This window comes from Pseudomonas putida S13.1.2 (assembly GCF_000498395.2).
Taxonomy (GTDB): domain Bacteria; phylum Pseudomonadota; class Gammaproteobacteria; order Pseudomonadales; family Pseudomonadaceae; genus Aquipseudomonas; species Aquipseudomonas putida_Q.
The window spans coordinates 3,537,988-3,561,289 of record NZ_CP010979.1 but is presented as its reverse complement, the minus strand read 5'-3'; the positions used below and the strand labels follow the sequence as shown (position 1 = coordinate 3,561,289).

The 23,302-nt window shown below is 61.8% G+C and carries 13 protein-coding genes; all 13 read left to right on the top strand.

Annotation, left to right across the window (positions count from 1 at the left end):
- The first annotated feature begins 13 nt into the window (after positions 1 to 13).
- The 13 genes from N805_RS15690 (at position 14) to N805_RS15630 (ending at position 21,669) form a co-directional block, all read left to right on the top strand.
- Complete coding sequence (locus tag N805_RS15690; protein ID WP_026034560.1) at positions 14 to 796, top strand: AglZ/HisF2 family acetamidino modification protein; 783 nt, start codon at positions 14 to 16, stop codon at positions 794 to 796.
- Between the two features lie 31 nt (positions 797 to 827).
- A complete protein-coding gene (locus N805_RS15685; protein WP_019472280.1) occupies positions 828 to 1,862 on the top strand; it encodes a polysaccharide biosynthesis protein in 1,035 nt (344 codons plus the stop codon).
- 3 nt (positions 1,863 to 1,865) lie between these two features.
- Positions 1,866 to 2,978 (top strand): UDP-2-acetamido-2,6-beta-L-arabino-hexul-4-ose reductase, encoded by a 1,113-nt coding sequence (gene wbjC / locus N805_RS15680; protein ID WP_019472281.1) that lies wholly within the window; start codon positions 1,866 to 1,868, stop codon positions 2,976 to 2,978.
- Between the two features lie 27 nt (positions 2,979 to 3,005).
- On the top strand, positions 3,006 to 4,136 hold the full coding sequence (gene wecB / locus N805_RS15675) for a non-hydrolyzing UDP-N-acetylglucosamine 2-epimerase (protein ID WP_019472282.1): 1,131 nt from the start codon (positions 3,006 to 3,008) through the stop codon (positions 4,134 to 4,136).
- Between the two features lie 13 nt (positions 4,137 to 4,149).
- Positions 4,150 to 5,403, top strand: coding sequence for a glycosyltransferase family 4 protein (locus N805_RS15670; protein WP_085988653.1), 1,254 nt, complete (start codon positions 4,150 to 4,152; stop codon positions 5,401 to 5,403).
- Positions 5,400 to 6,365, top strand: coding sequence for a UDP-glucose 4-epimerase family protein (locus tag N805_RS15665; protein WP_026034561.1), 966 nt, complete (start codon positions 5,400 to 5,402; stop codon positions 6,363 to 6,365). The genes N805_RS15670 and N805_RS15665 overlap by 4 nt, the downstream gene beginning before the upstream one ends.
- Complete coding sequence (locus tag N805_RS15660; protein ID WP_026034562.1) at positions 6,362 to 7,375, top strand: MraY family glycosyltransferase; 1,014 nt, start codon at positions 6,362 to 6,364, stop codon at positions 7,373 to 7,375. The genes N805_RS15665 and N805_RS15660 overlap by 4 nt, the downstream gene beginning before the upstream one ends.
- Before the next feature lie 59 nt (positions 7,376 to 7,434).
- The gene (locus N805_RS15655) at positions 7,435 to 9,432 is read left to right on the top strand and encodes a polysaccharide biosynthesis protein (RefSeq protein WP_019472286.1); all 1,998 of its coding nucleotides are present in this window, start codon (positions 7,435 to 7,437) and stop codon (positions 9,430 to 9,432) included.
- Positions 9,433 to 9,580: 148 nt separating this feature from the next.
- Positions 9,581 to 10,651, top strand: coding sequence for a dTDP-glucose 4,6-dehydratase (gene rfbB / locus N805_RS15650; RefSeq protein ID WP_019472287.1), 1,071 nt, complete (start codon positions 9,581 to 9,583; stop codon positions 10,649 to 10,651).
- Positions 10,648 to 11,553: a dTDP-4-dehydrorhamnose reductase gene (gene rfbD, locus N805_RS15645; RefSeq protein WP_019472288.1), complete on the top strand. Its 906-nt coding sequence runs from the start codon at positions 10,648 to 10,650 to the stop codon at positions 11,551 to 11,553. The genes rfbB and rfbD overlap by 4 nt, the downstream gene beginning before the upstream one ends.
- Entirely contained in the window at positions 11,550 to 12,431 is an 882-nt protein-coding gene (gene rfbA / locus N805_RS15640; protein WP_019472289.1) for a glucose-1-phosphate thymidylyltransferase RfbA, read from the top strand. Before rfbD ends, rfbA begins: the two co-directional genes overlap by 4 nt.
- Positions 12,432 to 12,804: 373 nt before the next feature.
- The gene (locus N805_RS15635; protein WP_019472290.1) at positions 12,805 to 20,307 is read left to right on the top strand and encodes a type I polyketide synthase; all 7,503 of its coding nucleotides are present in this window, start codon (positions 12,805 to 12,807) and stop codon (positions 20,305 to 20,307) included.
- Positions 20,308 to 20,316: 9 nt separating this feature from the next.
- Complete coding sequence (locus tag N805_RS15630; RefSeq protein WP_019472291.1) at positions 20,317 to 21,669, top strand: aminotransferase class I/II-fold pyridoxal phosphate-dependent enzyme; 1,353 nt, start codon at positions 20,317 to 20,319, stop codon at positions 21,667 to 21,669.
- Positions 21,670 to 23,302: the final 1,633 nt, after the last annotated feature.

Here is a 23,302-nt window from a genome sequence, read left to right as displayed (position 1 = left end):
CGGGAACTGACAAATGTTAAGACCACGGATTATCCCATGCCTGCTCATCCAAGACGGTGGGCTGGTGAAGACGGTGAAGTTCAAGGACCCGAAATACGTCGGAGATCCCATCAATGCGGTGAAGATCTTCAACGAAAAGGAAGCCGATGAACTGATCGTGATTGATATCGATGCCACTGCCCATGGTGTCGAGCCAAACTATACCCAGATCGCCAAGCTTGCAGCCGAGTGCCGGATGCCACTGTGCTACGGCGGGGGTATTCGCACCGCAGAGCAAGCCAAGAAGATCATCCAGTTGGGCGTCGAGAAGGTGGCCATCAGTTCAGCCGCGCTGGATAACCCTGGGCTGGTGACCCAGATTGCCGAGGAAATCGGCAGCCAGAGCGTCGTGGTCGTGCTGGACCACAAGTCGCGCTTGTTGAGCAAGCATCAGGAAGTCTGGACGCACAACGGCACGCGCAATACCAAGCGCAACGTCGTTGAAGTCGCACAAGAGCTGGAAAAGCTTGGTGCAGGTGAGATTGTGCTCAACTCCATCGAGAATGACGGGAAGATGAAGGGCTACGACCTGGAGTTGGCCAGCAAGCTACGCGCTGCGGTGCATATCCCTATCACCATACTGGGTGGGGGAGGTTCGCTCGATGATATGGCCAGCGTGGTCAAGGCGTGCGGTGTGGTCGGCGTGGCAGCAGGCAGTTTCTTCGTATTCAAGGGGCCCTATCGCGCTGTGCTGATCAGCTACCCGACTGCCCAGCAGAAAGACGACATCATTTATTCCGCTCTCCGAGCCCGCTAACTTCCACCGCGCGTCGCAAGGGTCAGATCATATGTTCAAAGGTAAGAAACTCCTCATCACCGGCGGCACCGGGTCTTTCGGCAACGCTGTACTCAAGCGTTTTCTCGAGAGCGACATTGCCGAAATCCGCATTTTCAGCCGCGATGAGAAGAAGCAGGACGACATGCGCAAGCGCTACGGCAGCGCCAAGCTGAAGTTCTACATCGGCGATGTCCGGGACTACCAGGGCGTGTTGAATGCTACGCGAGGGGTCGACTACATCTTCCACGCGGCCGCGTTGAAGCAGGTACCCTCTTGCGAATTCCACCCGATGGAAGCCGTGAAAACCAACGTCATTGGTACCGAGAACGTTCTGGAAGCGGCGATCCAGAACCAGGTGCAACGCGTGGTCTGCCTCAGCACTGACAAGGCGGTGTACCCAATCAATGCAATGGGTATTTCCAAGGCCATGATGGAAAAAGTCATGGTGGCCAAGTCGCGCAACCTCGACCAGACCAACACGGTCATTTGCGGCACACGCTACGGCAATGTCATGGCATCGCGCGGATCGGTGATTCCGCTGTTCATCGAACAGATTCGGGCCGGCAAGCCACTGTCGATCACCGACCCGAACATGACCCGTTTCATGATGACGCTGGCAGACGCCGTGGACCTGGTGCTGTATGCCTTCCAGCACGGCAACAACGGAGACCTGTTCGTGCAGAAGGCACCTGCCGCGACGGTGGAAACCCTGGCCAAGGCGTTGACCTCGCTGCTTGGCAAACCCGAGCATCCGGTACAGGTAATCGGTACCCGGCACGGTGAAAAGCTCTACGAGGCGCTGCTTAGCCGTGAGGAAATGGCGTGTGCCGATGACATGGGCAACTACTTCCGGGTACCACCAGACCTGCGCGACCTGAATTACAGCAAGTACGTCGAGCAAGGCGAAGAAAAAATTTCCCGTACCGAAGATTACAACTCTCACAACACCGAGCGCCTCGACGTTACGGGCATGCAGGCACTGCTGCTGAAGCTCGAGTTCATCCAGGCCATTCAGCGTGGCGAACACGCTACACCGGAGGAGTGAGCGATGAATGTTCTGGTTACCGGGGGCAACGGCTTCATTGCGCGCAACCTGCTGGTTCACCTCCAAGAGCGCAAGGACATCGAGGTGAACCTGTTTGTTCGCGGCGATGACTTGGCTGCCCTGAAGCTCAAGGTCGCCAACGCGGATTGCATCTTCCATCTGGCGGGCGTGAATCGCCCCCAGGACCCGGCGGAGTTCGACAGTGGTAACAGCGAGCTGACCCAGCAGCTGTGCGATGCGATCAAGGCGTCCGGGCGCAAGATACCCGTATTGTACTCGTCCTCCACCCAGGCAGAGCGCGACAACCCGTACGGGCTCAGCAAGCTTGCGGCTGAGCGGGCATTGATGGCACTGCACCAGCAGAACGCCAGCCCGGTTTACATATTCCGCCTGCCCAATGTGTTTGGTAAATGGGCAAGGCCGAACTATAACTCGGCCGTTGCGACTTTCTGCAACAACATTGCCCACGACCTGCCCATTCAGATTCATGACGAATCTGCGGCGTTGAACCTGGTCTATGTTGACGACGTGGTCAGCAAGTTTCTCGCCATCATGGATGGGGAGGCAACTGACAGTGGCCTGGTAGAGGTAGAGCCGGTTTACAGCACCAGCGTAGGTGAGCTGGCCGCGCAGATACGCCGCTTCCGAGCCAGCCGGGATACGTTGGTGACCGAAAACGTCGGCGTGGGCCTGATCAGGGCGCTGTATTCGACGTACCTGAGCTATTTGCCTCCGGCTGCGTTCACTTACGAGGTGCCCAAGTATGGCGACCCGCGCGGTGTTTTCGTGGAAATGCTGAAAACGCCCGAAGCCGGGCAGTTTTCGTATTTTACGGCGCACCCTGGCATCACCCGTGGTGGTCATTACCATCATTCGAAAACCGAAAAATTCCTGGTCATCAAAGGCAAGGCTAACTTCCGTTTCCGTCAGGTAGTGACAGGCGAGTTTTATGAGCTGGAGACCTGTGGCGAGTCACCGACCATCGTCGAGACGGTGCCAGGCTGGACCCACGACATCACCAATATCGGTGAAGACGAGATGATCGTGATGCTCTGGGCCAATGAGATCTTCGATCGTGAACACCCGGACACTTATGCGCTGCCGGTCTGCCCATAAAACGGCTGGCTCAGGAATGAGGATTGTATGAAAAAGCTCAAAATCGTCACCGTTGTTGGAACACGCCCGGAAATCATTCGCTTGTCCAGGGTCCTGAGCGCGCTGGATGAGCACTGCGAACACATCCTGGTGCACACCGGGCAGAATTATGATTACGAACTGAACGAGATCTTTTTCCAGGATCTGGGTATTCGCAAGCCGGATCATTTCCTTGGCGCCGCAGGCGCTTCCGGTGCCGAAACCATCGGCAATGTGATCATTGCAGTTGACCGGGTGCTGGCCGAAGTGAACCCTGAGGCGTTGTTGGTGCTGGGTGACACCAACAGTTGCATGGCCGTGATTTCCGCCAAGCGCCGCAAGATCCCCACCTTCCACATGGAAGCAGGTAACCGCTGCTTTGACATGCGTGTGCCCGAGGAGATCAACCGCCGTATCGTCGACCACACTGCCGACATCAACCTGACTTACAGCACCATCGCCCGCGACTACCTGTTACGCGAAGGCCTGCCAGCCGACCGGGTAATCAAGACGGGCAGCCCGATGTTCGAAGTACTCAACCACTACCGCGACGGCATCGAAGCGTCCGATGTGCTTGAGCGGCTTGGCCTTGAAGCCGGCAAGTTCTTTGTGGTGAGCGCCCACCGTGAAGAAAATATCGACTCGGACAAAAACTTCCTTTCGTTGGTTGGCACACTCAACACCATTGCCGAACAATTCGATTTGCCGGTCATTGTGTCTACCCATCCCCGTACCCAGAAGCGCGTCGACGCCATGGGGGTTACGTTCCACGCCAATGTCCGCTTGCTCAAGCCCTTGGGCTTCAAGGATTACAACAAGCTGCAGCTCACCTCCAAGGCGGTGCTGTCCGACAGCGGCACCATCAACGAGGAAGCTTCGATCCTCAACTTCCCGGCCTTGAATATACGTGAGGCCCATGAGCGCCCTGAAGGCATGGAAGAAGCGGCGGCGATGATGGTCGGGCTGGAAGCCGAGCGCGTGCTGCAGGGGCTGAGCATTCTTGAAAGCCAGCTGCGCGGCGAGCAACGCACCTTGCGCCTGGTTGCTGACTACAGCATGCCCAATGTCTCTGACAAGGTGGTGCGTATCGTCCACAGCTACACCGACTATGTGAACCGTACGGTCTGGAAACGGTACTGAGCCTGTGGAAGAAATAGCCGGCAAGAAGCTGAAAGTGTTGGTGGTCAGTCAATATTTCTGGCCAGAGAACATGCGGATCAACGACATGGTTCGTGACTTCACCGAAAAAGGCCACGAAGTTACAGTGCTCACGGGCTGGCCAAATTATCCGGAGGGCAAGGTCTACCAGCGGTTCAAGGACCACCCCGAGCAGTTTGGCAACTACGAAGGGGCCGAGGTGGTCAGGGTGCCGTTGGTACCTCGCGGCAAGCGCAGTATCCAGTTGGTACTCAACTATTTTTCTTTCGTGCTGTCGGCGTCTCTTTTGGGGCCGTTGAAGCTCAGAGGCAAGCAGTTTGATGCAATATTCGTTTATGCAGTTTCGCCAATCCTTGCCGCGATACCTGCAGTGGTGCTGCGTCGGCTGAAGCGCGCGCCACTGTTTATCTGGGTGCTTGATTTGTGGCCGGAAACGCTGCGCGCGGTGAATATCATCCATAACCCCAAGGTCCTGGGGCTGGTGGGTCTCGCAGTGTCGTGGATCTACAACCGCACTGATTACCTGTTGCTGCAGTCCCACGGTTTTTTCGACAACGTGCGCCGTTACTGCACCAAAGCCATCGAATCGGACCGCCTGGTGTACTTCCCAAGCTGGGCCGAAGATGATTTTTCGGCGCAGACGCTGGAACCGTCGAAACTGGTTGAGGCCGATGCTGCGACGTTCACCGTGGTGTTTGCCGGTAACTTGGGGGAGGCGCAGGATTTTCCGGCCATCCTTGACGCCGCACAGGCCCTGCGTGGCCAGGTATCGGTGCGCTGGGTGATCGTCGGTGATGGCCGGATGAGTAGCTGGCTTGAGGAGCAGGTCCGCAGCCGTGCGCTGGACAACGTACTGCTGCTCGGGCGCCACCCCCTGGAAGAAATGCCGCCATTGTTTGCGCAGGCTGATGCCTTGCTAGTGTCGCTGCGCACCAATGATGTGTTCGAGAAGACTATTCCTGGCAAGATTCAGGCTTACCTGGCATCTGGCCGGCCGATACTCGGTATGATCAACGGTGAAGCTGCCCGAGTCATTGAAGCGTCCGGGGCCGGTTTTGCCTGCGAATCGGGTAATGGCGCTGAGTTGGCCGAGATCACCCGTAAACTGGCCCAGCTGCCTTGCGCGCAGCGCCAGCAGATGGGTGCAGCGGGGCGACAATACTACGAACAGGAATTTGCTCGGCCGGCGCTGCTGGCGCGTCTGGAGCGCCTTTTTGGCAACGCCACCTTGAGGAGGTCAGGACGATGAACCACAAGGTATTTCTCACTGGAGCCAGCGGCTTCGTGGGGAGCGCGATCCTGCACAGGCTGGTCGCCGATGGAACTCCCGTGGTTGCTGCTGTGAGGCAGGCGGGTGTGGCGCCGTCGCCATTAGTGCGCAGCGTAATGTTCCAGTCGTTCGAGCAGGATAACGACTGGGATGGAGCGCTGGCCGAGTGTGATGTCGTGGTCCATAGCGCGGCGCGTGTTCATGTGATGAACGACACCGAGAGCGACCCGCTGGCCGCCTTCCGACGCGTCAACGTGGATGGCACATTGGCACTGGCCCGCCAGGCTATTGCTGCCGGCGTGAAACGGTTTGTATTCATCAGTTCGATCAAGGTGAACGGTGAGGGCACCCCGCCGGGCAGACCTTACTCTGCCAATGACACCCCTCAGCCGCAGGATCCGTACGGCACTTCAAAGCTGGAGGCGGAGACAGCTTTGCAGGCGTTGGCCCGGGACACCGGCCTTGAGGTGGTGATCGTGCGCCCGGTACTGGTATACGGGCCCGGAGTGAAGGCCAACTTCCTCAACATGATGCGCTGGCTCGACCGTGGCATACCACTGCCGTTTGGCGCCATCGACAATCGAAGAAGCCTGGTCGCCGTCGAGAACCTGGTGGATCTGGTGGTCACCTGCATCGGGCATGAGGCAGCAGCCAACCAGGTGTTTCTGGTCAGCGATGGCGAGGACCTGTCCACCACCGGGCTTCTGCGCCGCATGGGCCAGGCACTGGGCAGGCCAGCGCGGCTGCTGCCGGTACCGGCGGGCTTGCTGAGTGCCGGCGCCAAAGCGTTGGGTAAAGGCAGTTTGTCTCAGCGCCTGTGTGGGTCACTGCAGGTGGATATAAGTAAAACCCGCGATTTGCTCGGCTGGCGCCCGCCAATAGACGTGGATACTGCGCTTCGAGCTGCCGCCAGGCACTATCAGGAATACGACAAGAAATGATGCTTTTGTGGTTTCTTCCGGCCATTTTGGTTCTGTCACTCGTGATGACAGCGGGTCTGCGTCGCTATGCGCTGGCGCGCAGTGTGATAGATGTGCCCAACGCACGTAGCTCGCATACGGTCCCCACCCCAAGGGGCGGCGGAGTGGCGATCGTGCTGACGTTCTTGTTGGCCATGGTTGGCCTCATGCCATCTGGTATCGAACAGATCAGCACGCTGCTGGCGCTGGGAGGGGGCGGGGCATTGATCGCGGTCATTGGCTTCATGGATGACCATGGTCATATTGCTGCTCGTTGGCGACTGCTTGGGCATTTCGTCGCCGCCGCCTGGATGCTGGGCTGGCTAGGCGGATTGCCGCCTCTGACGATGTTCGGCTGGACGCTGGACATGGGGTGGCTGGGAGGGCTGCTGGCAGCTGTCTACCTGGTATGGTTGCTCAACTTGTACAACTTCATGGATGGCATCGATGGCATCGCCAGTGTCGAGGCCATTACCGCGTGCCTGGGCGCAGCCTGGCTGTACTGGCTGGCTGGGCTCGGTGGTACTGCTGTGCTGCCTTTGTTGTTGGCCGCAGCCGTGGCGGGCTTCCTGTACTGGAACTTCCCTCCCGCGAAAATATTCATGGGGGATGCGGGCAGTGGATTTATCGGTATCGTGCTGGGCGGGCTGTCGCTACAGGCCGCGTGGGTATCGCCGCCCATGTTCTGGTGCTGGCTGATCCTGCTGGGCGTCTTCATTGTCGATGCAACCTATACCTTGGTACGGCGCCTGTTGCGCGGTGACAAGGTGTACGAAGCGCACCGCAGCCACGCGTATCAGTTCGCATCGCGCGTGTATGGCAAGCACCTGCCGGTAACCGTTGCAGTGGCCGCCCTCAATGTCTGCTGGCTGCTGCCCATCGCGTACTGCGTTGCCCGGTTGGGCCTGGATGGCGCGTTGGGCGTGGTGCTGGCGTACATACCGCTGATTGTGCTGGCGGTGCGGTTTCGTGCGGGCGACCTGGAAAATTGACACTAGAGTAATGGGACAACGGATTGTCGGTTCATACGTGGAGAGCATCTAGAGGGGTTATGGGAAAAGTGCGTACGAAACTGCTTGCTCTGCCTCGTCGGCACAAGCGCATGTTGCAGGTGCTGACCGATATTGTGCTGATATGGGGCGCTCTGTGGCTGGCGTTTGTGGTCCGCCTTGGTATCGAAGAGCTGGCAAACCCGATCATCGACCACGCGTGGTTGTTCCTGTGCGCGCCGCTTGTCTCCATTCCGCTATTCATCCGTTTTGGCCTGTATCGGGCGGTGATGCGTTATTTCGGAAACGACGCGCTTATCGCCATCATCAAGGCGGTTACCCTTTCCGCGCTTATTCTCGGGTTCATCATTTACTGGGCAGGTAACCACCAGAACGTAGTGCCGCGCTCGATCACCTTCAATTACTGGTGGTTGAGCCTGATCATGGTCGGTGGCTTGCGCCTGGCCATGCGCCAGTACTTCCTCGGCGACTGGTTTGCCGCGGCGGTGCAGCATGTGCCGTTTGCCCAGAAAGCTGACGGCATGCCTCGGGTGGCCGTTTACGGTGCAGGTGCCGCAGGTAACCAGCTGGTTGCTGCGCTACGCATGGACAGAATGATGCGTCCGGTCGCCTTTATCGACGACGACCCCAGCATCACCGACCGGGTGATCGCCGGCTTGCAGGTCTACCACCCTGATCAGTTGCAAAAGATGATCGATGTAACGGGGGCAGAAGAGATACTGCTGGCATTGCCTTCGGAAACCCGTACCCGTCGTCGCGAAATTCTCAACTTTCTGGAGGGCTACCCCCTGCACGTGCGCAGTGTGCCCAGCTTTATCGACCTGGCCAGCGGCAAGGTAAAGGTCGATGACATCCAGGAAGTCGACATTGCCGACTTGCTCGGGCGTGATGCCGTGCCGGCCCAGCCCGATCTGCTCCAGCGCTGCATTACCGAACAGACGGTGCTGGTCACTGGGGCTGGCGGTTCGATTGGCTCGGAGCTGTGCCGACAGATCCTGGGCCAGTCACCCAGAACGCTGCTGTTGTTCGACCACAGCGAATTTAACCTGTACAGCATCCTCTCCGAGCTGGAGCAACGCATCGCCCGCGAGTCGCTGTCGGTGTGCCTGCTGCCCATCTTGGGCTCGGTCCGCAACCAGGCCCAGATGCTCGACATCATGAAAACCTGGCACGTCGACACCGTCTACCACGCCGCGGCCTACAAGCACGTGCCGATGGTGGAGCACAACATTGCCGAAGGCTTGATGAACAACGTCATCGGCACCCTGCACACCGCCCAGGCGGCGTTGCAGGCCGGGGTTGCCAACTTCGTGCTGATTTCCACCGACAAGGCCGTGCGCCCCACCAACGTGATGGGCAGCACCAAGCGTCTGGCCGAAATGACCCTGCAGGCCCTCAGCCGCGAAGTGGCCCCTGTGCTGTTCGGCGACAGCAGCAATGTCTCGCAGGTAAACAAAACCCGCTTCACCATGGTCCGCTTCGGCAATGTGCTCGGCTCGTCGGGCTCGGTGATTCCACTGTTCTACAAGCAGATCAAGGCAGGTGGCCCACTGACGGTTACCCACCCAAAAATCACCCGCTACTTCATGACCATACCCGAGGCTGCGCAGCTGGTGATCCAGGCCGGCTCCATGGGCAAGGGCGGTGACGTGTTCGTGCTGGACATGGGCGAACCGGTGAAGATCGTGGAACTGGCCGAGAAGATGATTCACCTGTCTGGCTTCAGTGTGCGCTCCGAGCGCAACCCGATGGGCGATATTTCCATTCAGTTCACCGGGTTGCGGCCTGGAGAAAAGCTGTATGAAGAGCTGCTGATCGGCGATAACGTGATTGCTACCCGCCACCCGATGATCATGAGTGCCGACGAAGACTTCCTGGCCTGGGATGCGCTCAAGGACGCGCTGCGGCAATTGATGGCGGCAGCGGCGGCCGATGATTTTGTGCGAGTACGGCAGTTGCTGCGCGAGACCGTGAGCGGCTATTCGCCGGAAGGCGAGATTGTCGACTGGATCTATCAGCAGCGCCGTCTGGAGCCCTGAGCCTGTTTCGCAGGGCCGCAATGTGGCCCTGCGTTGCGCCATTCCAACCTGAATGTCACGTTGCCATCGTCTTCGCTCTCGAATCAACCGCCAACAGTCTAGAATCTGGAAGTGGAAGAGCAGACCCTGACAACGGAAGCAGACAAACATGACCATTCTGGTAACCGGCGGTGCAGGCTTTATCGGGGCTAACTTTGTTTTGGACTGGCTGGCCGACAACGATGAAGCCGTGGTCAACCTGGACAAACTTACCTATGCAGGCAACCTGCAGACCTTGAGCAGCTTGCAGGCTGACAAGCGCCATATCTTCGTGCACGGTGACATTGCCGATAGCCGGCTGGTCGCAGAGTTACTGAACACCCATCAACCCCGCGCCATCGTCAACTTTGCCGCCGAGTCCCATGTCGACCGCTCGATCCACGGCCCGCAAGCCTTTATTGAAACCAACGTGGTCGGTACCTTTCACCTGCTGGAGGCCGTGCGCGCTTACTGGGGCGGCCTGGATGAGCTGGCGCGTCGTGCATTGCGCTTTCTGCACGTTTCTACCGACGAAGTGTATGGCTCGCTGGCTGCCGACGCCCCGGCTTTCACCGAAACCCACCCGTACCAGCCAAACAGCCCGTACTCCGCTAGCAAGGCTGCCAGTGACCACTTGGTGCGCTCGTATCATCACACCTACGGCCTGCCAGTGCTGACTACCAATTGTTCGAATAATTACGGTCCCTACCACTTCCCGGAAAAGCTCATCCCGCTGATGATCGTGAACGCCTTGGCGGGCAATCCGCTGCCGGTGTACGGCGACGGCCAGCAGATTCGCGATTGGTTGTATGTAAAGGACCACTGCAGCGCTATCCGACGTGTACTGGAGGCCGGCAAAATCGGTGAGGTGTACAACGTTGGCGGCTGGAACGAAAAGCCCAACCTGGAAATCGTCAACCGCGTATGCGCGCTGCTGGACGAACTGCGCCCCCGCGCCGACGGCAAGCCTTATGCCGACCAGATCACCTACGTGACCGACCGCCCCGGGCATGACCGTCGCTACGCCATCGACGCCCGCAAGCTGGAGCGCGAGTTGGGCTGGAAGCCTGCTGAAACCTTTGAAACGGGCATTCGTAAAACCGTGGCCTGGTACCTCGACAACCAGCCGTGGGTGCAGAACGTGCAGTCGGGCAGTTACCGCGACTGGGTCGAAAAAAATTACGCAGGACGCTCTGCATGAAGGTACTGCTGCTGGGCAAGGACGGCCAGGTAGGTTGGGAGCTGCAACGCAGCCTGGCCCCACTGGGCCATCTGCTGGCGCTGAATGCCCGCAGCCAGGCGTACTGTGGCGACCTGGCCAACCTGCCAGGCCTGGCCAAAACCGTACGTGCCTATGCCCCCGATATAATCGTCAACGCCGCTGCCTACACTGCCGTGGACAAGGCAGAAAGCGACCGTGAGCAGGCGTTCAAGGTTAACGCCGAAGCTGTCCGCGTGCTGGCCCATGCTGCCGCCGATTGCGGTGCGTTGCTGGTGCATTACTCCACCGACTACGTGTTTGCGGGGCAGGGCACTCAGCCCTGGCGCGAAGATGACGCCGTCGCCCCACTGAATACCTATGGTGAAAGCAAGCTCGCCGGCGAACAGGCCATTCAGGCCGCAGGCTGCCAGCACCTGATCTTGCGCACCAGCTGGGTGTATGCCGCGCGTGGTAACAACTTTGCCAAGACCATGCTGCGCCTGGCGGTGGAGCGCGAGAGCCTGGGCGTGATCGACGACCAGCACGGCGCCCCGACCGGTGCTGAACTGATTGCCGACATCACCGCCCACGCCATCACCGCCACCCTGCGCAACCCGGCCCTGGCCGGCCTGTACCACCTGGCCGCCAGTGGTGAAACCAGCTGGTGCGGCTATGCTCGCTACGTGCTGCAGCAGGCGGCAGCCCAAGGCGTGCCATTGAAAGCCCACGCTGAACAGGTAAAACCCTTGACTACCGCTGCCTACCCCACCCCGGCCAGGCGACCGGCCAATTCGCGTCTTGATACTCGTAAATTACAGAAGGCCTTCGCCCTGACCTTGCCGGACTGGCGCTTGGGTGTGGCCCGCATGCTGGCGGAAATCCACGAGAAAGGACCAATATGAAGCGTAGAGGCATCATTCTGGCAGGCGGGTCGGGTACCCGGCTGCACCCAGCGACCCTGGCAATTTCCAAGCAACTGCTGCCGGTGTATGACAAACCGATGATCTATTACCCGCTGACCACCCTGATGCTGGCGGGTATCCATGACATTCTGATCATCTCCACCCCTCAGGACACCCCACGCTTCGAGCAGTTGCTGGGTAACGGCCACCGTTGGGGCATCAACATCACCTACGCGGTGCAGCCATCCCCCGACGGCCTGGCCCAGGCGTTCCTGATTGGTGAAGGCTTCATCGGCAATGCCCCCACCGCGCTGGTGCTGGGGGACAACATTTATTACGGCCACGACTTCCAGCGGTTGCTGCGCAGCGCCATGAAGCGCCAAGGCAGCGCCAGTGTATTCGCCTACCACGTGCAAGACCCTGAACGTTACGGCGTGGTCGAGTTCGATGGGCAGGGCAAGGCGATCAGCCTGGAAGAGAAACCGGCCAAACCCAAGTCCAACTATGCGGTGACCGGTTTGTATTTCTACGATAACGACGTGGTCGAGATTGCCAAGGGCATCCGGCCGTCGGCGCGGGGTGAGCTGGAAATCACCGACGTGAACCGTGCCTACCTGGAACAGAACCGGCTGTCGGTAGAAATCATGGGGCGTGGCTATGCCTGGCTGGATACCGGCACACATGATTCGCTGCTGGAGGCGAGCGGGTATATCGCGACCATCGAGCGGCGGCAGGGCTTGAAGGTGGCGTGCCCGGAAGAGGTGGCCTTCCGCCAGGGGTGGATCGACACTCAGCAATTGGAAAAACTGGCAGCGCCGCTGGCCAAGAACGGCTATGGGCAGTACCTGCTGGGTTTGATTCAGGGCAAGGCTTATTGAGGGCGCATCAGCCGAGTGCCAGGGCGGGTTAACCCGCGAACAGGCCGGCCCTGCCGGCCGATATCTACCCGGCTTCAGCGCTCGCACACCCATCGGTGGTGTCGGCGCGTATACCCGTCCGGCAGCAATGTGACCCTTCCCACAACCCAGGGTTTTCCGCCCCCCCCAACCCGCGTATCATCCGCACACACAAATCTGAAGTTTCCTACAGGGACCCGGACCAAAAGTCTCACGCCTCCTGCGTAAACAGCGGCTTCAGATAACCAGACAATCATCAATGTCATACAACGACCGGCCAGATTCATGGCAAGGCCAGGCATGCCGGCTGTCCGACGGATGGGACGGTGCCCGATGAGATTTGAAGGAATAGGTTTTGATCAAGCGTAAAAAGGTTGCAATCGTTGGTTGTGCGTATCGCTTTCCGGGCTCTTCCAATGCAGGGTTCTGGCAAAACCTGATGGAAGGGCGCGATCTGGTGACCCAGGTCGACCCGTCACGCTGGGACAAAAACGAGTTCCTGCACCCCGACAAGGCCAGCCCGGCAACCAGCTATACCTTCGCGTCTGGCACCCTGGGCGATATCAGCGCGTTCGATGCGGGCTTTTTCAGCATCTCGCCGCGTGAAGCCGCGATGATGGACCCGCAGCAGCGCATGTTGCTGGAAATGTGCTGGGAAACCTTCGAAAACGCCGGGGTCAAGCCGTCCAGCCTGCGAGGCAGCAACTGCGGCGTGTACCTGGGCATTGCCGGTGTGGAGCAGTCCTACCGCCTGGTCGAAGACCTGTCGTCCATCGATGGTGCAACAGCCACCGGCAATACCATGAGCATTGCTGCCAACCGCCTGTCGTTCTTCTACGACCTGCGCGGGCCAAGCATGGCCATCGACACCGCGTGCTCCTCGTCGCTGGTGGCTTTCCACCAGGCATGTCAAGCGATTCTCAGCGGTGATGTGGACCAGGCCGTCACCGGCGGCATCAGCCTGCACATGCACCCGTTTGGCTTCATGATTTTCGCCAAGGCAACCATGCTGTCGCGTACCGGGCGTTGTCAGTCCTTCGACGAAAACGGCGACGGTTACGCACGTTCCGAAGGCGGCGGGTTGCTCCTGCTCAAGGACTACGACCAGGCAGTGGCCGATGGGAATCCCATTTTGGCGGTGGTGGCGGCCAGCGCGGTGAACACCGACGGGCGCAAGTCCAGCCTGACCTTGCCCAATGCCGAGGCCCAGGCCGCGCTGCTCAAACGTGCCTATGCCCAAGCTGGCATTGCCCCTGAGCAACTGGACTACCTGGAAGCCCATGGCACCGGTACTGCCGTGGGTGACCCGATCGAAACCCGCGCCATCGGCGAAGCGCTGGGCCAGGCGCGTGGCGCCGGCAACCCGCTGCCAATCGGCTCGGTGAAGAGCAACCTTGGGCACCTTGAAGCCGCCTCTGGCGTGGCCGGCCTGATCAAGGCACTGAACTGCCTTGCCGAGCGCACCGTGCCCGCCACCATTGGCGTGCAGGCGCTAAACCCGAATATCGCTTTTGGCGACCTCAACCTGCAGGTGGTCACCGAGCCCCTGCCGCTGAAAGCCGACGGCCAGCTGACGGTAGGTGTGAACTCGTTCGGCTTTGGCGGGGCCAACGCCCACGTCATCCTGCAGAGCCCCGAGCCGCAGGCAGATGTGCCGGCTCCGGCCAATGCACGGCGCGTGCCGCTGCTGCTCAGTGCCAAGACCGAAGAGGGCCTGCGGGCAATGGCCGAGCGGTTTGCCGCCTACCTGGCCGAGCACACCGACGTTGACTACTACGATGTGGCCTACCAGGCGATGTACCGTCGGGATGCGCACAGCCACCGCCTGCTGCTGGTTTGCGACAATGCGGCCGAAGCCGCCCAGGCCCTGGACGACTATGCCCAGGACCCAACCCTCAGCGAGCTGAGCGCGGTGCTGGAGGCCGGCCAGGCGCTGGACGGCGCCTCGGCGCCAGTGTTCGTCTACTCGGGCAACGGTTCGCAATGGCAGGGCATGGGCCGGGCGATGCTCGACCAGCCGCTGTTCGCCGCCGCCGTGGATGAAGTGGACGCGTTGTTCCAGCCCTTGGCGGGCTACTCGCTGCGCGCCGAGCTGTTGGGTGACAACGGCGAAGGCCGCTATGCCCGTACCGAAATCGCCCAGCCGGCCCTGTTTGCCCTGCAAGTGGCGGTTACCCGGGTGTTGGCTGCCGAAGGGATCCACCCGGTGGCGGTCATCGGCCACAGCGTCGGCGAGGTGGCGGCTGCGTGGGCCAGCGGCGCGCTTAGCCTGGAGGATGCCACCCAGGTCATCTATCACCGCAGCCGCCTGCAAGGCCTTACCCGCGGCACTGGGCAGATGACTGCGGTCGGCTTGTCGGGTGAAGCCACAGCGCAACTGATTACTGAACTGAAGCTGGATGGCCGCCTGGTGGTGGCCGGTGAAAACAGCGGCCGTGGTGCCACCGTTGCGGGTGAAGTCGATGCGCTCACGCTGCTGGAAGAGGCCCTGGCCGAGCGCCAGGTGTTCGCCCGCCGCCTCGACCTGGACTACGCCTTCCATTCACCAGCGATGAACCCCATCGAACAGGCGGTGATTGCCGACCTGAGCCACATCCGCCCGCGGGCCACGCAGATTCCGTTTTATTCCACCGTGGTGGGTGGGCAGCTGGACGGCGAGCGCCTGGACAGCCACTACTGGTGGCAGAACATTCGCTTCCCGGTACTGTTCCAGGGGGCGCTGGCGGCCCTGATGCGCAGCGGCCTGAGCCTGTTCGTGGAGGTGGGCCCGCACGCGATCTTGCGCAGCTACGTCAATGACGTACTGGCCGAATGCGAACAAGCAGGGCAGGTGATTGGCACCCTCAAGCGCAACGACCACAGCCCGCTGCTGCTGGAGCGCACGGTGGCTCGCCTGCTGATTGCCGGTGCCGAGCCCCAGTGGCAGGCCCGCTTCCCGGTGGCCGGGCGCCAGGTGCGCCTGCCCAACTATACCTGGCAGCGTGACCATTTCAGCTTGCCGGTAAGCGCCGAGTTCAACAGCCCACTGGGGCGTGAGCGTGTGCACCCGCTGCTGGGCTACCCTGTACACGACCAGGCACTGACCTGGGAAAACCGCCTGGATACGCAGCAGTACCCGACCCTTGCCGACCACAAGGTGGGCGAGTCGGTGCTGTTCCCGGGGGCTGGCTTTACCGAGCTGGCGCTGGCAGTGGCGCAACTGCACCAGCCCGGTGAGTTTGTAGACATCGAGGAGCTCGAAATCCACAACCCGCTGCTGCTGAGCAGTGAGGCCAGCAAGAAAGTGCGCGTGCAGGTCGAAGGGGCCGACGGCACCCTGCGCATCACTTCGCGCACCCTGGCGCAGCGCGAAGAGTGGGTGCAGCACGTGGTCGCGCGCCTGCCGGGCGAAGCCCGCGGTGTGCTGCTCGAAGCCCGTGCCCCAGCGCTGCCAGGGCGCCCTGCAGACTTTACCGGCGAGCAGCACCTGGCGCTGACCTGCGCGGTGGGCCTGAACTACGGCCCGGCCTACCAGACCGTGGCCGCAGCCTGGGTGGATGCGGAGCGTGTGCTGGCCCAGTTGGCCGTCCCGGCTGCCATCGAGCACGAACTGGTAGGCTTGCACCTGCACCCCGCGTTGCTGGACGGTGCGTTCCAGCTGATTACCGAACTGCTGGCCAGCCGCCCAGGCCGCAATGACGGCCTGGCGTTCATCCCGGTCAAGCTGGGGCGTATTGCCTTCACCAGCGCCGGTGGTGTGCCGGTGCTGGCCGAGGTGCGCCAGCGCAAACGCACCGCGCATTCGCTGTTGGTTGACTTCACCCTGTTCGATGCCAGCGGCGCTGCCGTGCTGGCGATCAAGGACGCGCGCATGCGTGCCGTGCGGCTGCAGTACGACCGCAGCGGCGATATCAAGCGCATGGGCCATGTGGGCCTGGCGGCCCCGGGCAAGGTGGTGCCACTGCAGCGCCACGCCGTGGCCCGTGCGCCGCTGGCAGAGGCCGTGCAGCGCTTGGCCGACGAGCCGGCGCAGGTGCGTTACCTGAATGAAGTGGAGCCTCTGCTGGACGTGCTGTGCAGCAGCTTCATGCTGGATGCCGTCGAACAGGCCGGTGGCCGCCTGAGTTCAGAGCAGGTGGCACAGTGGTCGCAGGCCCAAGGCGATTTCCTGGCCACCCTGCTGCGTCACGCCGAGCGTGATGGCAGCCTGCAGCGCAGCGCCGACGGTGGCTGGCAGTTGGCCGACCCGGGCGAGCGCCCGGCGTCGGAGGCCATCTGGCAAGAGCTGTTCCAGAGCTACCCCGAGTACTTCCAGATTATCCATTCGGTGGGCCGAATGGGCCGCTATCTGCCGGCATTGCTGGATGGCAGCCAGGCGTTCGACGCGCTGCAACCGCGGGAAACCAGTGGTGCCAGCCTGGCCCGCCTGGTGCTGGGGGCGGCGGGGCAGCAGCACCTGCTGAGCGGCATTGAACAGACCTTGGCCCAACGCCTGGCGCAACTGCCGGCCGGGCAGCGCCTGCGCGTACTGGAGCTTGGCTTTGGTGGCACCTCGTTTGCGGAGCTGTTGTACGCCGGGCTGGATTTCGACCGCATCGACTATGCCTATTGCGTCACTGAACCTGAACTTGAGCAACGCCTGCGCGACGATTGCCCGGCGCTGAACGTGCTCGGCCTGGAGCAACTGGCCGAAGCGGGTACGTTCGACTGGGTGCTGGTACCGACCGACCTGGGCGCGCTCGGCACCGTGGGCGACGCCCTGCGCCAGGCCAGCGGCCAGCTCAACCCCCATGGCCAGGTGGCGCTGCTGGGGCAGTACCCGGCACGCTGGGTCGATTTTGTCTTCGGTGCCCAGCCCGGCTGGTGGCTGGCAGGCCCGCAGCAGGCGTTGTCGCGCCAACAGGGCCCGGCGTTCTGGCAGCATGAGCTGCAGCGCCATGGCCTTACTGCGCTGCGCACCCTTGAAGCCTTGCCGGGTAACGCCTGTGGCAGCTACCTGCTGCTGGCCGACAAGCCCGCTGGCATTGATGCTGGCGCCCCCGAGGCCGTGCAGCAGCGCTGGGCCGTGCTGGCCGAAGCGGGGCAGGGCGCTGCGTTGCGGCTGGCCGAGCAATTGCGTGCCCAGGGCCAGCAGGTAGACCTGCTGCAACCGGGTGCTGCAGAGGCGCTGGCCAAGCAGCTGGGCGCCCTGGCCCAGCCGCCGGAGCACGTGCTGCACCTGGCCGGCTTCGACAGCAATGCAGGCCTGGATGCCCAGGCCGAGCGCTGCCTGCAGGCGGCCGCACTGGTACAGGCGTGTGAGTCGCTGGGCATTGCCCCGCAGTGCTGGCTGTTCAGCCGCGGTGCTGCCGAGCACCTGTATGGTACCGACACCGCCGCCGATGTCTCGGCCATTGCCGACGCTGCGTTCTGGGGTTTTGGCCGCACCCTGGCCAACGAGTCGCCCAGCTGCCGCATACGCCAGCTTGACCTGGCGCACACTGCACCCGTCGAGCTGGCGCTGCCGTCGTTGCTGCATGCCGACAGCGAAACCGAACTGGCGCTTGATGCCGAAGGCCGCCGTTATGTGCCGCGCCTGCGCGTACTGGCTGGCCAGCCGGGCAGTGTGGATGCTGCTGCGCAGTGGGTATGCCTGGGCTTCGACCTGCCCGGCCAGTTGCGCAACCTGCGTTGGGAAGTGCGCGAGCCCCGGCAACCGGCGGCGGACGAGCTGGACATTGTCGTACGCGCTACCGGCCTCAACTTCCGTGATGTGATGTTTGCCCTTGGCCTGCTGTCGGACGAAGCCATCGAAAACGGTTTCTCCGGCCCCACCCTGGGCTTTGAATTTGCCGGTGTGGTAGAAGGCAAAGGCGCCGAAGTGGTCGGCGATTTCGCCCCGGGTGACCGCGTGGTGGGCTTTGGCCCGTGCAGCTTCGCCAACCGCCTGGTAACCAACGCCAACGCCGTGGCCCGTATTCCCGAAGGGATGTCGTTCGAAGCGGCGGCGACCATTCCAAGTACCTTCTTCACCGTGTACTACGCGCTGCATCACCTGGCGCGCCTGGAGCCGGGCGAGAAGGTGCTGATCCATGGTGCTGCCGGTGGCGTGGGCATTGCCGCCATCCAGATTGCCAAGTGGCTGGGGGCGGAAATCCATGCCACCGCGGGCAGCGACGAGAAGCGCGACTTCTTGCGCCTGCTGGGCGTGGACAACGTCTACGACTCGCGTTCGCTGGCCTATGCCGACCAGGTGCTGGCGGCCACCGGCGGGCGTGGCGTGGACGTGGTGCTCAACTCGCTGGCCGGTGAAGCCATCAACCGCAACTTCCAGGTGCTCAAGCCGTTTGGCCGCTTCCTGGAGCTGGGCAAGCGCGACTTCTACCAGAACACCCGCATCGGCCTGCGCCCGTTCCGCAACAACATCAGCTACTTCGGTATCGATGCCGACCAGCTGATGAGCGAACGCCCCGCGCTCACCCGCCGGCTGTTTGCCGAAATGATGGAGCTGTTTGCCCAGGGTATCCTGCACCCGTTGCCGTTCCGCGAGTTCGACGCCAACCAGGTGGTCGAGGCCTACCGCTACATGCAGCAGGCGCGGCAGATTGGCAAGGTGGTGGTGACCTATGCCAACCCCATTCAGCAGACAGTAGACACCCGTGCCCAGCCGGTGCGGGCACTGCAGCTTGCTGCCGATGCCAGCTACCTGGTCACCGGTGGCCTGGGCGGCTTTGGCTTGCGCACGGCACAGTGGCTGATCGACAAAGGCGCCCGTCACCTGGTGTTGCTGGGCCGTCGCGGCCCGGCCAGTGCCGAAGCCCAGCCGCAGCTGGCGCTGTGGCACGCGCAGGGTATCGATGTGCAGGCCGTGGCGTGCGACATCACTGACCGCGGGCAACTGCGCGCAGTGCTCGAGCGTATTGCCGCCAGCCCGTGGCCGCTGCGTGGCTTGGTGCATGCGGCGACGGTGATCGACGACGGCCTGATCCGCAACCTTGATGCCGAGCAGTTGCACCGCGTGCTGGAGCCCAAGGCCAAAGGCGCGCAGTACCTGCACGAGCTGACCAAGGCCCAGGCGCTGGACTTCTTCGTCATGTTCTCGTCGGCCACTACCCTGTTCGGCAACCCCGGCCAGGCCAACTATGTGGCGGCCAACCATTGGCTGGAAGCGCTGGCGCGGCATCGCCGCGCCCAGGGGCTGGCGGCCACGGCCGTGCTGTGGGGGGCCATTGACGATGTTGGCTTCCTGGCCCGCAACAGCCAGATCAAGGACGCTTTGCAAAGCCGCATGGGGGGGGCGCCCCTGCGGGCCGAGGTGGCCCTGGCGCAACTGGAGGCCATGCTGCTGGAGGGCGACAACGGCCACGGCGTGCTGGAGCTGGATTTCAAGGCGCTGTCGCGTTTCCTGCCCAGCGCTGCCACGCCGCGCTTTGCTGAGTTGGCCCGTGCCCATGGCAGTGACCAGGAAGATGAAGGCGGCGGTGAAGACATCCAGCGCATGCTGGCAGAACTTGACGATGGCGAGCTGCTCGAGCGCTTTGCGGAAATGCTCAAGCACGAGGTGTGCGAGATTCTGCGCCTGCCGCCGGCCCGCCTGGATGCACAGCGCCCGCTGCAAGAACTGGGGCTCGACTCGTTGATGAGTGTGGAGCTGGTGGTGGCATTGGAGGAGCGTTTCGGTATTCGCCTGCCGGTGATGGAGCTGAGCGACAGTTCCAGCATCGACAAGCTTGCCGCGCGCTTGCTGGAGCTGTTGCGTGGTGAGGCGGGAAGTGGCGAAGGGCAGCTGGCGCAGAATGTGCTTGCCCGTCATGGCAGCGAACACAGTGCCGAAGCATTGGCGCAGATGAACGCAGCCCTGGCCGACACCAGTGCAGCACCCAACCGATTGATTGATTAAGAGCGTTAGATGACAGCCAAAACCCCGACCGGCCTTGGTGGCGATGCCAAGCAACGCTTGATCCAGCAAGCCCTCGCACGGCGCCGCCATGCGGCTGCCGAGGGCGAGCCGGGCACTACCCTGGAGCAGGTGCAACAGGCTGCCCTGAAAGTGCCCGAGAGCTACTATCGCTTTGATCAGCACCCGGGGTACCAGCAGTTGCGCGTGATTGAACAGGGCGCGAAGCAATTGGGGCTGAGCAACCCGTTCTTCCGCCTGCATCAGGGCACCGCCGGTGCACAGACGCAGATTGGCGAGCGCGAGTACCTCAACTTTGCCAGTTACAACTACCTGGGTTACTCCGGCCACCCGAGGGTGGCCGAAGCGGCGAAGGCCGCGATCGACCGCTATGGCACTTCGGTGTCGGCCAGCCGCCCGGTTTCTGGCGACCGCCCGCTGCACCGTGAGCTTGAGCGTGAACTGGCCCGCCTTTACGACGTGGACGATGCCGTTGTCATGGTTAGCGGCCACGCGACCAACGTCACCACCATCGGCTACCTGTTCGGGCCGCGCGACCTGGTGGTGCATGACGAGCTGATCCATAACAGCGTCGTGCAGGGGGTTCAGCTTTCGGGTGCACGCCGCCTGAGTTTTGCGCACAACGACTGGGAAGCGCTGGACCGTCTGCTGGCAGAGCAGCGCCAGCACTTCGAGCGGGTGCTGGTGGTGGTGGAAGGCGTGTACAGCATGGATGGCGACTACCCGGACCTGCCCCGATTCGTTGAACTCAGGAACAAGTACAAGGTGTTTCTGATGGTGGACGAAGCGCATTCGCTGGGGGTGATGGGTGCTACGGGCAAAGGTATTCGCGAGCATTTTGGCCTGGCGGGTAATGACGTTGATATCTGGATGGGGACGCTGAGCAAGACCCTGGCCAGTTGCGGTGGTTATATCGCCGGCAGTACGGCATTGATCGAGCACCTGAAGTTTCTGGCGCCGGGCTTTTTGTACAGCGTGGGCATGCCACCGGCGGTCACGGCTGCTGCGCTGGCGGCGTTGCAGCTGCTGGCGGATGACCAAGAGCGGGTAGCGCGGGTGCAGGCGCGTGGCGAGTTGTTTCTGCGTTTGGCGCGTGAGGCGGGGCTGGATACGGCAACCAGTACCGGGTTGGCGGTGATACCGGTGATTACTGGCAGTTCATTCAAGGCCGGGCGTTTGTCCAGTGCCTTGTTCGAGCGCGGCATCAATGCCCAGCCGATCCTGTACCCGGCGGTGCCGGAGCATTCGGCGCGGGTGCGGTTCTTTGTGTCTTGTGAGCATACCGAAGCGCAGGTTCGGCATACCGTGGCGGTGGTGGCAGAGGAAATGGCCCGCCTGGGCTGAGGGCTGGCTGTGGTCGGCTTGGGGTGTGTGCTGTCGCCGAAATCGAGCGCCGCCCTTGCGGCGCTTCGCGGCACAAGGCCGCTCCTACAGGTACCGCGCAGGCTTCAGGCTTATGCGCTACCTGTGTGAGAGCAACTGCCTTACTCAAAATGTGATCACTGTGGGAGCGGGCTTGCCCCGCGAACACCGGCGAAGCCGGTGCCATCCACCGCGCTGGATTCTTCGCGGGTAAACCCGCTCCCACAGGTAATCGCGCAGGCTTCAGGCTTATGTGCTACCTGGGTGAGAGCAACTGCCTTGCTCAAACTTAGAAGGTTTGCGCGATCACTGTGGGAGCGGGCATGCCCGCGAACACCGGCGAAGCCGGTGCCATCCACCACGCTGGATTCTTCGCGGGCACGCCCGCTCCCACAGGGACCCCGCGCAGGCTTCAGGCTTATGTGCTACCTGGGTGAGAGCAACTGCCTTGCTCAAACTTAGAAGGTTTGCGCGATCACTGTGGGAGCGGGCATGCCCGCTCCCACAGGTAAGCGCGCAGGCTTCAGGCTTATGCGCTACCTGTGGGAGAGCAACTGCCTTACTCAAAATTTCAAGGTTTGCGCAATCACTATGGAAGCGGGCTTGCCCGGCGAACACCGGCTAAGCCGGTGCCATTCACCGCGTTGGATTCTTCGCGGGTAAACCCGCTCCCACAGGTAAGCGCGCAGGCCTCAGGCTTATGCAGTACATGTGGTGACAACTGTCTTGCACAACACCTGAAAGCTAGCGCGATCATTGTGGGAGCGGCTTTAGCCGCGAACACCGGCGAAGCCGGTGCCATCCACCACGCTGGATTCTTCGCGGGTAAACCCGCTCCCACAGGTAAGCGCGCAGGCTTCAGGCTTATGCGCTACCTGTGTGAGAGCAACTGCCTTACTCAAAACTTGAAGGTTTGCGCAATCACTGTGGGAGCGGGCTTGCCCCGCGAACACCGGCGAAGCCGGTGCCATCCACCGCGCTGGATTCTTCGCGGGTAAACCCGCTCCCACAGGTAAGCGCGCAGGCTTCAGGCTTATGCGCTACCTGTGTGAGAGCAACTGCCTTGCTCAAAATTTCAAGGTTTGCGCAATCACTGTAGGAGCGGGCTTGCCCCGCGAACACCGGCGAAGCCGGTGCCATTCACCGCGCTGGATTCTTCGCGGGTAAACCCGCTCCCACAGGTAAGCGCGCAGGCTTCAGGCTTATGCAGTACATGTGGTGACAACTGTCTTGCACAACACCTGAAAGCTAGCGCGATCATTGTGGGAGCGGCTTTAGCCGCGAACACCGGCGAAGCCGGTGCCATTCACCGCGTTGGATTCTTCGCGGGTAAACCCGCTCCCACAGGTAAGCGCGCAGGCTTCAGGCTTATGCGCTACCTGTGTGAGAGCAACTGCCTTGCTCAAAATGTGATCACTGTGGAAGCGGGCTTGCCCCGCGAACACCGGCGAAGCCGGTGCCATCCACCACGCTGGATTCTTCGCGGGTAAACCCGCTCCCACAGGTAAGCGCGCAGGCCTCAGGCTTATGCAGTACATGTGGTGACAACAGTCTTGCACAACACCGGAAAGCTAGCGCGATCATTGTGGGAGCGGCTTTAGCCGCGAACACCGGC